The sequence below is a fragment of the Xanthomonas sp. NCPPB 3200 genome, from assembly GCF_056393585.1.
The window spans coordinates 2,979,092-2,994,124 of the sequence record NZ_CM150785.1 but is presented as its reverse complement, the minus strand read 5'-3'; the positions used below and the strand labels follow the sequence as shown (position 1 = coordinate 2,994,124).

12 protein-coding genes, 2 tRNA genes and 1 pseudogene are annotated in these 15,033 nt (G+C 56.6%); 12 read left to right on the top strand and 3 right to left on the bottom strand.

Annotated features, from left to right (window positions below; genetic code table 11):
* Positions 1-29: 29 nt before the first annotated feature.
* The gene (ppnN, locus tag AC06DU_RS13035) at positions 30-1,415 is read left to right on the top strand and encodes a nucleotide 5'-monophosphate nucleosidase PpnN (RefSeq protein WP_166770825.1); all 1,386 of its coding nucleotides are present in this window, start codon (positions 30-32) and stop codon (positions 1,413-1,415) included.
* Here the strand turns inward: ppnN and AC06DU_RS13030 are convergent.
* Positions 1,397-2,437, bottom strand: coding sequence for a sensor histidine kinase (locus tag AC06DU_RS13030; RefSeq protein WP_478202597.1), 1,041 nt, complete (start codon positions 2,435-2,437; stop codon positions 1,397-1,399). The genes ppnN and AC06DU_RS13030 overlap by 19 nt on opposite strands.
* A gap of 84 nt (positions 2,438-2,521) precedes the next feature.
* On the bottom strand, positions 2,522-2,707 hold the full coding sequence (locus AC06DU_RS13025; RefSeq protein ID WP_478204480.1) for a hypothetical protein: 186 nt from the start codon (positions 2,705-2,707) through the stop codon (positions 2,522-2,524).
* On the opposite strand from AC06DU_RS13025, the gene AC06DU_RS13020 reads away from it, so the two are divergent.
* The 7 genes and pseudogenes from AC06DU_RS13020 to AC06DU_RS12990 all read left to right on the top strand — a co-directional run bounded on the left by AC06DU_RS13020 (position 2,634) and on the right by AC06DU_RS12990 (position 9,399).
* Positions 2,634-3,137: a GspH/FimT family pseudopilin gene (locus AC06DU_RS13020; protein WP_478204421.1), complete on the top strand. Its 504-nt coding sequence runs from the start codon at positions 2,634-2,636 to the stop codon at positions 3,135-3,137. The genes AC06DU_RS13025 and AC06DU_RS13020 overlap by 74 nt on opposite strands.
* 9 nt (positions 3,138-3,146) lie before the next feature.
* The gene (pilV, locus tag AC06DU_RS13015) at positions 3,147-3,605 is read left to right on the top strand and encodes a type IV pilus modification protein PilV (RefSeq protein ID WP_478202596.1); all 459 of its coding nucleotides are present in this window, start codon (positions 3,147-3,149) and stop codon (positions 3,603-3,605) included.
* Positions 3,606-3,664: 59 nt separating this feature from the next.
* Complete coding sequence (locus AC06DU_RS13010; RefSeq protein WP_478202595.1) at positions 3,665-4,573, top strand: PilW family protein; 909 nt, start codon at positions 3,665-3,667, stop codon at positions 4,571-4,573.
* Positions 4,570-5,142: a pilus assembly PilX family protein gene (locus tag AC06DU_RS13005; RefSeq protein WP_478202594.1), complete on the top strand. Its 573-nt coding sequence runs from the start codon at positions 4,570-4,572 to the stop codon at positions 5,140-5,142. The genes AC06DU_RS13010 and AC06DU_RS13005 overlap by 4 nt, the downstream gene beginning before the upstream one ends.
* Positions 5,143-5,151: 9 nt before the next feature.
* Positions 5,152-8,854: pseudogene (locus AC06DU_RS13000) on the top strand (pilus assembly protein).
* Between the two features lie 8 nt (positions 8,855-8,862).
* Positions 8,863-9,264, top strand: a complete 402-nt coding sequence (locus AC06DU_RS12995) for a type IV pilin protein (RefSeq protein ID WP_478202593.1) — start codon at positions 8,863-8,865, stop codon at positions 9,262-9,264.
* A 58-nt stretch (positions 9,265-9,322) separates the two neighbouring features.
* Positions 9,323-9,399: transfer RNA gene (locus AC06DU_RS12990), tRNA-Asn, on the top strand.
* 51 nt (positions 9,400-9,450) lie between these two features.
* On the opposite strand, the gene AC06DU_RS12985 is transcribed toward AC06DU_RS12990, so the two are convergent.
* Positions 9,451-9,993: a GspH/FimT family pseudopilin gene (locus AC06DU_RS12985; protein WP_478202592.1), complete on the bottom strand. Its 543-nt coding sequence runs from the start codon at positions 9,991-9,993 to the stop codon at positions 9,451-9,453.
* A gap of 140 nt (positions 9,994-10,133) precedes the next feature.
* On the opposite strand from AC06DU_RS12985, the gene uvrB reads away from it, so the two are divergent.
* The 4 genes from uvrB to AC06DU_RS12965 all read left to right on the top strand — a co-directional run bounded on the left by uvrB (position 10,134) and on the right by AC06DU_RS12965 (position 14,812).
* Positions 10,134-12,155, top strand: a complete 2,022-nt coding sequence (uvrB, locus tag AC06DU_RS12980; RefSeq protein WP_478202591.1) for an excinuclease ABC subunit UvrB — start codon at positions 10,134-10,136, stop codon at positions 12,153-12,155.
* Positions 12,156-12,259: 104 nt separating this feature from the next.
* A tRNA-Val gene (locus AC06DU_RS12975) sits at positions 12,260-12,334 on the top strand.
* 526 nt (positions 12,335-12,860) lie between these two features.
* Positions 12,861-13,103, top strand: coding sequence for a hypothetical protein (locus AC06DU_RS12970; RefSeq protein ID WP_024937949.1), 243 nt, complete (start codon positions 12,861-12,863; stop codon positions 13,101-13,103).
* Between the two features lie 35 nt (positions 13,104-13,138).
* Positions 13,139-14,812, top strand: coding sequence for a type IV secretory system conjugative DNA transfer family protein (locus AC06DU_RS12965; protein WP_184378608.1), 1,674 nt, complete (start codon positions 13,139-13,141; stop codon positions 14,810-14,812).
* Positions 14,813-15,033: the final 221 nt, after the last annotated feature.

Sequence of the window (15,033 nt, the reverse complement as noted above, 5' to 3'; positions counted from 1 at the left end):
AAAGTTCTGAGATACGACAGGAGCAAGCTATGGAACTCAGCAGTACGGCAGCACGGGCGCTGCCGGTGGTGGATGCGCGGATCTACCCGCGCGGTGGCCTGGACGTGTTGTCCAAGGCGGAAGTTGCGCGTCTGCGTGATGCCTCCAGCGGTGGCATGCACGAGCTGTTGCGCCGCTGCGCGCTGGCCGTGCTCACCAGCGGCAGCGCGTCGGACGACCCGCGCGCCGCGCGCGATCTGTATCCGGATTTCGATATCCAGGTGAACCAGCAGGACCGCGGCATCCGCATCGATCTGAGCAACGCACCGGCGATGGCCTTTGTGGATGGCGAGATCATCCGGGGTGTGGCCGAACTGCTGTTCGCCGTGGTGCGCGACCTGGCCTACATGGCAATCGAGTTGGAAGCCCAGCGCGGGGATCTGGACACCAGCGAAGGCATCACCAACGCGGTATTCGGCCAGTTGCGCAACGCGCGCATCCTGCAGCCGTCGGACCCGAACCTAGTCGTGTGCTGGGGTGGGCATTCCATCTCGCGCGACGAATATCTCTACACCAAACAGGTGGGCTACGAGCTGGGCCTGCGTGGTCTGGACATCTGCACCGGCTGCGGACCGGGCGCCATGAAGGGCCCGATGAAGGGCGCCACCATCGCGCACGCCAAGCAGCGCAAGCATCACACGCGCTACATCGGTGTGACCGAGCCGGGCATCATCGCCGCCGAGTCGCCGAATCCGATCGTCAACCACCTGGTGATCATGCCGGACATCGAGAAGCGCCTGGAAGCCTTCGTCCGCATCGGCCACGGCATCCTGGTGTTTCCGGGCGGCGTCGGCACGGCAGAGGAAATCCTCTACCTGCTCGGCATCCTGCTGCGCGAAGAAAACGCCGACCTGCCGTTCCCGCTGATCCTGACCGGCCCGACCATTGCCGCGCCGTATTTCGAGCAGATCGACCGCTTCATCCGGCTCACCCTGGGCGAGGCTGTCGCGTCCCGTTACGAGATCATCGTCGGCGACCCGGTCGCGGTGGCGCGCCGCATGGCCGAAGGCATCCATAAGGTGCGCGCGCACCGCAAGGACCAGAAGGATTCTTACTACTTCAACTGGTCGGTGCACATCCCGCTCGAGTACCAGCAGCCGTTCGAGCCCAGCCACGAAGCCATGGCCGCCCTCGACCTGCACCACGGCCGCCCAGCGCCCGCGCTGGCCGCCGACCTGCGGCGTGCCTTCTCCGGCATCGTCGCCGGCAACGTCAAGGAAGACGGCATGCGCCGCATCGAGGAATTCGGCCCCTTCGAAATCCACGGCGACCCGGACATCATGCAGGCCCTGGACGAACTGCTGCGCGGCTTCGTAGAGCAGCGGCGCATGAAGATTTCCGGGGATTACCGGCCTTGTTATCGGGTGGTGACCTGATCGGCCAATGTTATCGTTGCTCGAAAAACTGCATCTGATCGCTCGATTGACAAGGTTGCGTGGCCGCCTTCCAGGCGGCCACGCAACGCTGAAAGGCCTATCCCATGCCCGAGACGCGGATGCGCGCGCGCAACTTGGGGCACGCTGTTGTATACATGGATTCTGACAAGGCCGTCGCTGTTTGTGATCGCAATAGTGATTTTTCCTCCCCCGCGTATACCTTCGATGCCGTGGTGTACGGCATTTTCGACAAGTGGTTGAAGCGTCAGGTTGGGGACAGATATCTCAGGAAGCTTTTGCGGCAAATTCCACTGCACCCTTAGCCTGTCGCCAAACCGAAGCGCCTCAATGTCGAGGTAACGTTTGGTTAGTTCAACTTCGTCCGCTAACGGAACCGTTTTCTGGGCTGTAAGTGCCGCTCTGAATAGTTCCGAGAGGTCCAGTAGAAGCCGCTCGGCTTGTCGCGGCTGAGCGTGAAGGAGCGTAACGGCCATATTGAGCGTGTTGAAAAGAAAGTGGGGTTGAACCCTTGCCGTAAGCGCGTCGATTTCAGCTTGCTTTGCTCTTACTGCAATTTGTTGGATGCGCAAATGGTTGTGAAGCGCTCCCATCCCCAGTATTGCGATCAATAGCGCAATGACTGAGAATTGCAGGATAAAATCTCTGCAGCTGCTTTGTCCTAAATGCCAATATTCACCAAATAATTCAAGTATAATCGCGCTGACCGCGATCGTAACGAGCTGCATAAGCGCCAATGCTACGCATGCGACCAAAATTGCACTGCGTCCAACGAATAATTTACGAAGTAGCAACAGGCTGGCGAGGGTCAGCAGAAGGATCCATTGGACTCCAAGGGAAGCAAGGCCGAAATAAACCCAGCGGCTACCTGCATAACCAGGTGCCAGCGCCAGGAGCGCAGCGACGCATTCCCCCGCCATCAGTAACCAAACCAGACTTGACGGGTGAGCCAGGATGTCGAGGCGATCCGGTTTGGCGGCTGATGGGAGCAATGGGTTGGTCATGCGGCATGATGCGACCAAATATCTGGCGATTCTAGCCGTTCGCCCTGTCATTCCTTGCCGCCCGTCGGCCACTGGTGGTCGACGTCAAGCGCTTTCGATAGTGTCAACGTCGGGGATATTGGGGGTGGAAATGACCAGGCTTGCTACCCACGTGTTGTCTGTCAGGCGCCGTGCGGGTTTTACTTTGATAGAAATAATGGTGACGGTTGCAGTACTGGCAATTGTCTTGGCGATAGCCGTTCCAGCGTTCGGCACCTTGATCCGAAGCAACAGGTTGACTTCAAACGCAAACGAACTCGTGGCAGCGCTTCAGCTTGCCCGTTCGGAGGCAGTTCGTCAGAACTCCTCGGTAGCGGTTTGCCGCAGCGACAATGGCAGCACGTGTGCTGCAGGTGGCGCCTGGGGTCAGGTTATCACAGTAGTTGTCAGAAGCGGCCAGGTGCTTCGGGTCACTCAAGTGCGTGCCGGGCTAATCGTAGAGGGAAGTCCCGCTTTGAACTCTCTCAATGACCGTATTGCCTTTTCGCCAGATGGTTTGGCTCGCGGCAGCAGCGGCAGCCCGTTAAACGGGAGGTTATCAGTTTGTCTGGTGACTTCATCTCCGGCAGAAAATAACAGAAATATCGTGATTACTAGCGGCAGTCGCATTGCTGTGGAGAAGGGGGCTCAGGCCTCTTGTTCAGCGCCAACGGATTCGTGAGATAAATGCATGAGAAATAATTCTCCGAAAAATGTTCATGGTGTAACTTTGATTGAGGTGATGATCTCCGTCTTGATCATGGGGATCGGTATGCTCGGCATCGCCGCCATGCAGACCACTGCCCTGAAGAATAATCAGGGCGCGTTGCGTCGGACAGAGGTGGTCATGCAAACGTACACGATACTTGATGCCATGCGAGCCAATCGCGACGTTGCTCTAATTGGCGGCTATAACACTGCGAATATGTTATGCACAGCACCAACTGGATCAGGTCTGCCCGATAGGGATAAAGCACTATGGATTGCAAGTTTGAAGAGTGCACTTGGCGACGCTGAATCCACCTGTGGCTCAATTGCCTGTACTGACGGAAACTGTCGGATCACCGTACGTTGGGATGACAGTCGCTCAAAAAATCTGGATGCAAACGGCGCGTCCGCACAAGAACTTACCACGGTGACCCAGTTGTGAATACCGGACGCCTTCGATCCCCGGCCTCACGGCAGCGAGGGTTCAACTTAATTGAACTGATGATTTCCATGCTCCTCGGGCTGCTAGTCGTTGGCGCCGCGATAGGAATTTTTCTATCGAATCGAAAGACCTATGCAGCAACAGAAGGCTTGGGTCGAGTTCAGGAGACTGCGCGTATCGGCTTTGAAATGCTGGCGCGAGACATCCGGGAGTCGGGTGCAAATCCGTGCGACAAAGCATTGCCAGTTGCTAACGTTCTGACCAGCCCCACAGCAACTTGGTGGAAAAACTGGGCCCAGCCGTTGCAGGGCTTTGAAAATGGGGCATTGAGCGGTTCGGCTTCTGGGACTGATGCAATACAGATACTGGCAGCAGCAACTGGAGGCGCGACGCTAAGTGCCCATTCCGCAGCATCGCAGCAATTAAATATTTCCACGGCGGTACCAGAAATTCAAAGCGGAAATCTGGCCTTGTTGTGTGACCGGCAGCAGTTGGCAATCTTGCAGCTCCAGACGGTGTCAGGTACCAGTATCTCCTACGCATCTGGCTCCTTGAACGCGTGTAATCGCCTGGGACGGCTGCCGGGAGTATGCGTTAGTGGTTCTAATGCATACGTATATGAGAGAAATGCCATTCTCACCAACTTGCGCGCAGTCAGATGGTATGTGAAAGCCAATTCTCGTGGCACTAGATCTTTGTATCAGGACGTCATTGGCTCCGGTGGAACGTCCGTTACCAACGAAATAGCTGAAGGTGTATCGGATATGGAGCTAGAGTATCTGACAGCAGCGGGTGGGTCGTTGGCAGACGCGACATATATGAATGCCGGAGCGATAACCAATTGGACGAATGTCCTTGCGGTAAAGCTGAGCATCACGGTCCAATCTCCGGATTCAGTGGGCTCTGACGGGCAGCCGCTGTCTCGTACGGTCACGTCGGTTATTAGTATTAGGAATAGAAATTCATGAGAGACTCGTCTGGTTTGCCTCAGCAATCGGGAATTTCATTAGTAGTTGTTCTGCTTTTGCTTTTAGTCATGACCTTGCTTGGCCTTGCGGTACTTCGCAGCACGCTATTGGAAGAGCGTATGTCCGCCAATATGTACGACCGTAGCCTGGCGTTCCAGGTCGCTGAAGGCGCGCTTCGAGATGCCGAGAAAGTAATCCAGACCGCAGCTGCGGCGGGTCAGATTGCCGGGTTTACCTGTCCTGCGGGAGCTGTCTGTAATGCATTGCCTGCAAACACTTACACTGGAAATTCCTCAGGCTGTAGCCCGGGAAGCGCAGAGTGCTGGATCAATGCAGCGGTCGTCCAAGATCTTCAAATAGGTCAGGCGCAATATTACATTCAATATTTAGGTCAGCGGACGAGCGAAGACCAGCTGGGTCTGGGCTCTAGCGTGAATCAAAATCAATATGGTGGATCGGGCGGCACATCCTTGGAGCATTACTATCGAGTAACCGCCCGAAGTGCTGACCCCTCCGGCTCTGGGCAGCGTGCAATAGTCGTCCTGCAAACCAATGTTACTGTGAAATAAGGCATCGTCATGAGCAATCTAACGAAAAAATCTACGCTCAAAGATCGGCTGCTCTTGGTCGTTGCCGGGATGTTCATCGCGTTCGCTGGAGGTGCGGGTGCCGAGGTCGATGTATCTCAGTCTCCATTATATGTGGGGAGTAACGTGCCAGGGAACTTGGCATTGGTGCCATCCGTTGAATTTCCTACGGTCATCAGTGTGGCTAACCTTGGTGGTTTTGTCGGCGGCTCAAAATATGTTGGATATTTTAATTCTTTAAAGTGCTATAAGTATAATTATGACGCTAACGAGGCGAATCGTTATTTCTATCCGGTAGCTTCGCCAGCGCCGGACGCGAACTTTAGTTGTAATGATGCGACTACGTGGTCGGGCAACTTTTTGAACTGGGCGGTGACACAGACCATCGATCCATTTCGTTCCGCAATGACAGGCGGCTACCGCGTCGTGGACACCCCAACCACCACGATATTGGAAAAAGCAATCGGTGAGCGCGTCAATGCCGGTAATTTTCCGCGCCGCACAATTTCGGGAAGTAATGTGGTGCAGAGCGTCATGGCGTCCAAGTGGAGTAAAGCCATGATCAGGGTGGATGGTCTTGGAAATAAGATGTGGATCACGCAGGACGTCAATTTGTCATCGGCATCTACGCCTCTAGTTGTTTATGACCCTTCTGTCCATAGCCTGGACGGAAAGTGTCTTGCCCGTAACGTATTTGGCCAGTGTAACACCGACGACACGGACGTGATTTTTGAGTTGAGTGTTCGCGTGAAGGTTTGCGACAGCATGGCGGGTCTGGAGGATAACTGCGTCCGCTATTCACAAGGCTATAAGCCTGAAGGCCTAATTCAGGAATATTCGCAGAGAATTAAGTATAGCATTTTCGGTTATCTGAATATCGATGGGAATAGTGTGGATACTGGCGTGCTGCGTGCACGTCAGAAATTCGTGGGACCTAAAACTTATAACCCTGAGCAGGGCGCCGCTGACAATTTGGCTAAGGAGTGGGACCCAGTCACTGGCGTACTTTACCAAAACCCCGATTCGGCGGATGCGGCTGCGACGACCTTGGTTGTTGGGACGACTATTTCCAATAGCGGGGTAATTAATTATTTGAATAAGTTTGGTCAGATGAACACTGGCAAGAACACCAAGAGTAACGATGATGTCAGTGAGCTCTATTATTCTGCGTTGCGTTATTTTAAAAAGCAGGGGGACGTTCCTGCTTACTCCGCCTTTACTGCAACGAATGCAACTGGTAGATACCAACAAGCAGACGCATTTCCGGTAATAAATGGTTGGAACCAAAAGGGCTTGGATCCAGTTGCCTATTGGTGCCAAACGAACGTAATTTTAGGTATTGGTGATACCAATACGCATAATGATAAAAATCTTCCCGGTGTCGCGGCAAATGGCGGTGCGCTGGACGGTACGCCTGCTCTGCCAGCGGAAGTAAGTTCTGATGACACTGTTGATGTAGTTCGATTGCTGACTAATATCTTGAGAATGGAGGGGCAGGCTGCCGCCACTGCATTTTCAAGGTCAACTACTCCAAATTTCAATGGAAATGGTAACTCCGGGTATATCGCATCATTGGCCTATCACGCCCATACGACGGATATCCGCCCCGATCTTCAGGGGCAACAAAGTATTTCCACGCACTGGGTCGACGTCGTCGAGAACGGTGATTACAAGAGTAAACTGACAAATCAATATTGGTTGGCTGCCAAGTACGGCGGATTTACCGTGCCCGCCGGCTATGACTCTGCTACGCGGACTACTCCGATCTCTAACTCGGATTGGTGGACGACGACCGAGCTCGTCAATAACGTTGCAGGCTATCAGCGCCCTGATAACTATTATATAGCTGCCGACGCCGGTAAGATGGTTGCAAGCCTCAAGCGTGCGTTTGAGCGAATCATTGATGAGATGAAGGGGTCGGCGTCTTCTCTCGCGAGTAATACCACAAAGTTGGAGGCGGGTGCGATGACGTACCAGTCGCTTTTCTACAGCGGTACCTGGCGTGGGGACGTGGTGGGCTACAACGTTAACCAATCGACCGGTGCGCTGACGCAAGCATGGAGCGCAAACGGTGCTTTCCCTGCCTGGGACCAGCGTGTGATCAAGTTTGCAGGCGCATCTGGTATGGCAAATTTTGCATTTGGCAATCTTGGTACCACCCCGCTTTCTTCTGCAACCCAGGTACAAGTTGATTATCTTCGCGGGAGTCGTGTTGCTGAGAGAGCCAATTCTGGAACTCTAAGAACGCGTACTGGAATTATGGGGGACATCGTCAACTCCCAGCCGGTCTACGTCGGTGCGCCAAATTCCAGGCTTTATGCCGCCGCTACATTCGTAGGTGCGTCTTCGTATCCCGCCTTTGCGGCAGTCCAAGCCAGTCGTACGCCAACTATTTATGTTGGCGCCAATGACGGCATGCTGCATGGATTCAACGCAGGGTCGGGAGCGGAAACGTTTGCGTTTGTACCCAAGGGTGCGATGAATAATTTGTTGGCCTATACGAACCAAAATTATGAGCACAGATATTATGTTGATGGGGAATTAACGGTTTCCGATATCTACGACACCGTCAATGGGCGTTGGCGGTCGATTCTTGTAGGCACACTTGGGCGGGGGGGGGCGCGGTGCGTTTGCTTTGGACGTAACAGATCCAGGTAATGTGACATTACTTTGGGACAAGACGTCGGGCGAAATCACGTCTATGGGAAATAATTTGGGCAAGCCAATCGTTGGTCAACTTGCGTCGGGCGCATGGTTCGCAATGATCGGGAATGGTCCCAACAGTCCGGGCGATGGAGCTGGGCTGGTACTGATCGGCCTGCTGAGCGGCGCTGTGACAGAGATAAATACTGGCTCGACTGGATCAAACGGCCTGTCTGGGTTGCTAGCTTGGTCCTCAGCGAATAATTCGATTGTGGATCGCATTTATGCTGGGGATCTGAAAGGAAATATGTGGCGGTTTTCTATGGCAGGTACCGTCGCTACTGTTACTAGGCTATTCACCGCATCTTTTGGCAATCAGGTGCAACCGATCACTGCGGCGCCTGCAGCTGCTAAAGATCCATCAACTGGATCAACGTGGGTGTTTTTTGGTACTGGGAAGTACTTGTCAGATGGAGATCTTTCGAATAAAGATGTGCAGACATGGTACGGATTGGTTGATCGGAATACGGCAATCACAGGGCGCAATGGCCTCAACGCAGTGGACATTCTTAGCGAAGGTACGGTCGGTGGCTTCACTGCACGAGTGATTGAGGATCAAGCGAACTCAGGGATCAATGGCTGGTACATGGATTTGATTTCGCCTGTGTCCGGTCGGCAGGGAGAACGGATGGTTGTCTCCAATTTCTTCCAGGGAACCGCTTTGATAGGTACAACACGTATACCTGATGCAGGGGATGTCTGCAGTCCCAGCGGCAAGGGATTCGTGATGGCTATCAATCCTTTCAGTGGTGGGCGCCTCCCGCAATCGTTCTTCGATTTGGATGGAAGTGGAGGTTCCAGTACCGGTGATACGCTCGATGGCAAGCCCGTCTCCGGACTCGGGCTCAATAGCAGTCCAAATAATCCCATCTTCATTGGTAACGTGATGCAGGTTGGACTTGACAATGCGAGTACGATCAGTGTAGGGACAAATAGCAGCGCTTTGAGTATGCGGCGTGTGTCCTGGCGTGAACTAGTGAGGGGCGAATGATGAGAGGCATGGGTAACCAGCAGCGTCAACGTGGATTTACGCTGATTGAGATCATGATCGTCGTCTTGATAGTGGGCGTTCTCGCTGCTATCGCAATGGCTAGCTATAAGAACTCGGTGATCAAGTCAAGGAGATCTGCGGCCGCGGTTTGTCTACAGGAGCGTGCACAGTTGATGGAGCGTTTTTACACGACGAAGATGACCTACGTTGGAGCGCCTGCTCCTTCGATTTGTGACGCTAGCCTTGCGGCTTTCTACGACGTATCGAACGACCCGGCACCCACAGCCAGCACGTTTCGTATTAAGGCAGTGCCTAAGGGCGCGCAGGCAAGTGACACCAGTTGCGGTACTTTGGCGATTGATGAGAAGGGGGCTCGGACCGCCTCTAGCGGCAGCGACAATTGTTGGTGACAACTGCCATGCAAGAGGCTTGCGTCTGGCCGAGTAGTCTTCTACAATTCGCCTCCCCGCCCGAATAGCTCAGCCGGTTAGAGCACTTGACTGTTAATCAGGGGGTCGTTGGTTCGAGTCCAACTTCGGGCGCCAAGATGTTGAAGAGGCCGCGACTAGTCGCGGCCTCTTTGTTTTTGCTGTAGCTCATCGTGCAGGGCAGGCGGTTGGTTGCCTGTAGCGGACAGACCGCGTTCGCCCTGAGTTGTTGACGATGACATCTGCCAGGCGCTGCGCACGCGTGCAGAGGCTGATCGTGATGTTGGTGCCGCTGTTGCGGCCGTTCGGAAGAAATCGGACAAGCGATCGGCCAATCGTTCCAGTGATGCTGATGCCCTCGCTCGCAGCATACTGCTCGACGCGCAGGATCGAGCCCGCGTCCGCAGGCTGCCCACTGCGCGCTGGATCTTTGAAAAGAATCCACCCCTGGCCCCAGTCGCTGTCAGGTCGGCAACTGGCACCGTCGACGGATGGACAGACGCTAACTGGCAGGCGATGGGTGATGGCCAGGCTCCTCGCCATCGCCAAGTGTGCGGTGAGCAAGTGAACCCGTGCCTGTGTGCGCTGCCACTCGACCAGACCTTTGAAGCTGGGCAGGCCGATGGCCGCCATGATCCCGACGATCGCCATCACGATCACTAGCTGTAGCGCCGTGTACCCTTTTGAATACGAACGAGTCACTGCTTTCACCGTCCTGCTCCTCGGCTCGAAGCAAGCAGTCTCTACGGCGTCCAAGGCTCAGGTAAGGTCGGCTCCCACGTGATGAGGTGTCAGACTTTCACCGAAAGTGGCCTCCGCCATTTGTGCAGTCCTCCCCCGAGATCCGCTTCATGACCGACCGTTTCCAGCTCGTATCCACGTACTCCCCAGCCGGCGATCAGCCTGCCGCCATCGAGAAGCTGGTGGCCAGCTTCGAGGCCGGTCTGGCCAAGCAGACCTTGTTGGGCGTGACCGGCTCCGGCAAGACCTACACCATCGCCAACGTGATCCAGCAGGTGCAGAAGCCGACCCTGGTGATGGCGCCGAACAAGACGCTGGCGGCGCAGCTGTACGGTGAGTTCAAGTCGTTCTTTCCGCACAACGCGGTTGAGTACTTCGTCAGCTACTACGACTACTACCAGCCCGAGGCCTACGTGCCCTCGTCGGACACCTTCATCGAGAAGGACAGTTCGATCAACGAGCACATCGAGCAGATGCGTCTGTCGGCGACCAAGACCCTGCTATCGCGTCGTGATTCGCTGGTGGTGGCCACAGTGTCGGCGATCTACGGCCTGGGCGCGCCGGAAGACTATCTGTCGCTGCGCTTGATCCTGTCGGTGGGCGAGCACATCGATCAACGTCAGTTGATCCGCCATCTCACCGATCTGCAGTACACCCGCAACGAATTCGAGCTGACCCGCGGCGCGTTCCGCGTGCGCGGCGAAGTGCTGGACGTGTTCCCGGCCGAATCCGACACCGAGGCGTTGCGGATCGAGTTGTTCGATGGCGACATCGAGCGGCTGACGCTGTTCGATCCGTTGACCGGCGAAACGCTGCGCAAGCTGCAGCGCTACACCGTGTACCCCAAGACGCATTACGCGACCACGCGCGAGCGCACGTTGAGTGCGGTGGACACGATCAAGGAAGAATTGAAGGAACGGTTGGAGCAACTGTATTCGCAGAACAAGCTGGTCGAAGCGCAGCGCCTGGCGCAGCGCACCCAGTTCGATCTGGAAATGATGGCCGAGGTCGGCTTCTGCAACGGTATCGAAAACTACTCGCGGCATCTCACCGGCAAGGCGCCCGGCGAGCCGCCGCCGACGCTGTTCGACTACTTGCCACCGGACGCGCTGCTGGTCATCGACGAGTCGCATGTGACCATTCCGCAGATCGGCGCGATGTACAAGGGCGACCGCTCGCGTAAGGAAACGCTGGTGGAGTTCGGTTTTCGGCTGCCATCGGCACTGGACAACCGGCCATTGCGTTTCGAGGAATGGGAGGCACGTTCGCCGCGTAGCATCTACGTGTCGGCCACACCGGGTCCCTACGAGTTGCGCGAGTCTGCGGGCGAAATCACTGAGTTGGTGGTGCGGCCAACTGGCCTGATCGATCCGGTGGTCGAGATTCGTCCTGTCGGAACGCAGGTGGACGACCTGATGTCCGAAATCCAGGAGCGCATCAAGCTTGGCGACCGCGTGTTGGTGACGACGCTGACCAAGCGCATGTCCGAGAACCTCACCGAGTACCTCGGCGAGCACGGTATCCGGGTGCGCTATCTGCATTCGGATATCGACACGGTGGAGCGCGTGGAGATCATCCGCGACCTGCGCCTGGGCAAGTTCGACGTGCTGGTCGGCATCAACCTGCTCCGTGAAGGCCTGGACATGCCGGAAGTGTCGCTGGTGGCGATCCTAGATGCGGACAAGGAGGGCTTCCTGCGTTCGACCGGCTCGCTGATTCAGACCATCGGCCGCGCGGCGCGCAACCTGCGCGGCAAGGCCATTCTGTACGCCGACAAGATCACGCGTTCGATGCAGGCGGCGATCGACGAGACCGACCGTCGCCGCGAGAAGCAGGTCGAGTACAACCTGGAGCATGGCATCACGCCCAAGTCGGTGGCGCGTCCGATCTCCGACATCATGGAAGGTGCGCGCGAGGATGCCGCCGAGAAGAAGGCCGGCAAGGGGCGCTCGAAGTCGCGTCAGGTGGCGGAGGAAATGCCCGATTACCGCGCGATGGGGCCTGCCCAGATCGCCGGCAAGCTCAAGAGCCTGGAGCAGCAGATGTACCAGCACGCCAAGGACCTGGAGTTCGAGGCGGCCGCGCAGATTCGCGACCAGATCCAGAAACTCAAAGCTGCCAGCCTGGCGTAGGGCAGGGCGACAGCACGAAAGTTAGAGCGCAGGGAGGGCTTGTGGTGATCCAAACCCTGCGCTAGAATGCGCGCCCTGCACAGCGCAATGCTGACGCAGGAAACGGGCGGTTAGCTCAGCGGTAGAGCACTACCTTGACATGGTAGGGGTCACAGGTTCGAACCCTGTACCGCCCACCACTCCAAGTCCGGACGGCACGGCACTTGAGTGGCTTCAACATCGGCAGCGACTGCTGCCGCGGATCCGAAAGTGACTTACGCAGCAGTTCTTACAGCTTCCGCGTGTCCTGTATTTGGTCTTCGACGATCGCTTTCACTTCCTTCTGTGCATTGACCAGGCGTGTTGGACGAATTTCTTGCAGCAGTCGGGCATTGCTGGCGGCGGAGCGGTTGGCTAGCAAGCAGGGCACCCTTTCGCCCCTGCGGACGAGGCCCTGGTGTCAGGCCAAGCTTCCGCTCAGCGTGCCATTCGTCGCAGCGCTGGTCACCCTTTCCCCGAAGCGGCGAGCAGGTTTTTTAGTGCCAGGCGCGTGTGTTGCCAAGAAAGCACATCAAGTGCTGACGGAATTCCGCCGGCGCTGACCCATCTCGATCCGCGCCTGGCGTCGAATGCTCGCGCGGTTGTGTCGGCTTCACCGAAACCGCTTTCTCCATCACACGTCTTGCTTTAGCATCGCCTCCGCGCTGACGAAAAGGAAGGCTGGCGATGGACGAGTATCAGCACACCGTGCTGACCAGGGGCGGGTACCGTGTCGTGGCAATCACCCGGGAAGACACCTATGCGCCCGACGCTGTGGTGGCCTATGCCGTGGTGACGGATGCCGGAACCCGGATCACGCCGGATCTTTCCCTGGATCAAGCCAGAGTCTGGATTGACTCGCTCGTCGAGAGCGAGAGTGGCGGACGCAAGTCGGATCTGCTCGATCACAGACCCGTCGTTCGTCGCTGAGTGCCGTCGAGAAGTAAGCCAAGGAGTAGGGCCGCGTGTCCAAAGCCAAACTAATTGCAATCGCCACCGTGGTGACATTGCTTGTTGGATATTTCCTGTCCGGATATCTGACGCTTCTGTTGTTGCGGCTCGATACCGCGCTGTACGCGTGGGATACCTACTACCGCTACGTCAAGGCGTTGGGCTTGCCGGAAGTGGCGCCTTACGCAACCAAGATCAAGATGTCCGGCATTCTCGGCTTTGGTCTGCCCGGGATCATCTGGGCCATCACGGTCGTGCTCCTGCTCAAACCGAAGGCGCGGGCGCTGCATGGCGACGCGCGCTTTGCCGGAGCGGCAGACCTTTCCAAGCACGGTTTGTTCAAGCCGAGCGGCAACGGCATTGTGGTGGGCAAGTTCAACGGCAAGCTTGTACGGCTGAGCGGGCAACAGTTCGTGATCCTCGCCGCGCCAACGCGCTCCGGCAAGGGCGTCGGCGTGGTCATTCCCAACCTGCTGGAGTACCAGGAATCGGTAGTGGTCCTGGACATCAAGCAGGAGAACTTCGACCTCACCAGCGGCTGGCGCGCCAGTCAGGGGCATGAGGTTTTCCTCTTCAATCCCTTCGCCGAAGACCGGCGCACCCATCGCTGGAATCCGCTGACTTACGTGTCCAGCGACCCCGCCTTCCGTGTGTCGGATCTGATGAGCATCGCCGCGATGCTGTATCCCGACGGCTCGGATGACCAGAAGTTCTGGGTCAGTCAGGCACGTAACGCGTTCATGGCGTTCGCCCTGTATCTGTTCGAAAACCAGGACGAAGAGTTGTCGCTCGGCTTCCCGGGCGGGGCAGGGGCTCCCACGCTTGGCGGCATCTATCGCCTCTCGTCCGGGGATGGCACAGACCTCAAGAAATACCTCAAGTCACTGTCCGAGCGCAGATTCCTCAGCAGCAATGCGCGCTCAGCGTTTGCCAACATGCTGTCACAGGCCGATGAGACCTTTGCGTCCATCATGGGAACCCTGAAGGAGCCGCTCAACGCGTGGATCAACCCGGTCCTGGATGCGGCAACAAGCGCGGACGACTTCCTGCTCACCGACCTGCGCAAGAAGAAGATGACGATCTACATCGGCATCCAGCCGAACAAGCTGGCAGAAAGCCGGCTCATCATCAACTTGCTCTTCAGTCAGATCATCAACCTCAATACCCGCGAGCTCCCGAAATCCAACCCGGAACTCAAGTATCAATGCTTGCTGTTGATGGACGAATTCACCTCGATCGGCAAAGTGGACATCATTGCCACCGCGGTAGCCTATATGGCGGGTTACAACATTCGCCTGCTGCCGATCATTCAGAGCATGGCGCAGCTGGACGCCACCTATGGCAAGGATCTGTCGCGCACCATCATCACCAACCATGCGCTGCAGATCCTCTACGCGCCGCGCGAGCAGCAGGATGCGAACGACTACTCCGAGATGTTGGGCTACACCACCATCAAGAAGAAGAACGTCACCCGCGGCAGGGAAACCACCCGGAGTATTTCCGAGGAGCGGCGTGCGCTCATGTTGCCGCAGGAGCTGAAGGCGATGGGCAACGAGAAGGAGGTCTTCCTGTACGAAGGCATCCCGCATCCGGTGAAATGCGACAAGATCCGCTACTACGAAGACCGCTATTTCACTGCACGCCTGCTGCCCAAGACAGACGTGAAAACGCTTTCCATCAGGTTGTGATGGTCGTCGCACAACGGCTGCGAAGGGGCGCCGGTAATTCTTGACTCATGTGTTCGTTAAGGGCAAAGTTACCCAGAATTTGCGCGGTGTTGATTTTTTGTTAAGAGGGGCGGCGCCGGACGGGGTCGTACAGGAGTAAGGCTATGGATGGTTCTTCGGCGTATTCATTTTTACCGGGTGTGCGCATGCATGGCGCTGACTGGCCTGTTCGGGCTGGTTCG

Excerpts from the sequence above, each read along its gene's own strand:
- ppnN (WP_166770825.1), top strand. The coding sequence starts at position 30 with ATGGAACTCAGCAGTACGGCAGCACGGGCGCTGCCGGTGGTGGATGCG.
- AC06DU_RS13030 (WP_478202597.1), bottom strand. The coding sequence starts at position 2,437 with ATGACCAACCCATTGCTCCCATCAGCCGCCAAACCGGATCGCCTCGAC.
- AC06DU_RS13020 (WP_478204421.1), top strand. The coding sequence starts at position 2,634 with ATGGTGACGGTTGCAGTACTGGCAATTGTCTTGGCGATAGCCGTTCCA.
- pilV (WP_478202596.1), top strand. The coding sequence starts at position 3,147 with ATGAGAAATAATTCTCCGAAAAATGTTCATGGTGTAACTTTGATTGAG.
- AC06DU_RS13010 (WP_478202595.1), top strand. The coding sequence starts at position 3,665 with ATGATTTCCATGCTCCTCGGGCTGCTAGTCGTTGGCGCCGCGATAGGA.
- AC06DU_RS13005 (WP_478202594.1), top strand. The coding sequence starts at position 4,570 with ATGAGAGACTCGTCTGGTTTGCCTCAGCAATCGGGAATTTCATTAGTA.
- AC06DU_RS12995 (WP_478202593.1), top strand. The coding sequence starts at position 8,863 with ATGGGTAACCAGCAGCGTCAACGTGGATTTACGCTGATTGAGATCATG.
- uvrB (WP_478202591.1), top strand. The coding sequence starts at position 10,134 with ATGACCGACCGTTTCCAGCTCGTATCCACGTACTCCCCAGCCGGCGAT.
- AC06DU_RS12970 (WP_024937949.1), top strand. The coding sequence starts at position 12,861 with ATGGACGAGTATCAGCACACCGTGCTGACCAGGGGCGGGTACCGTGTC.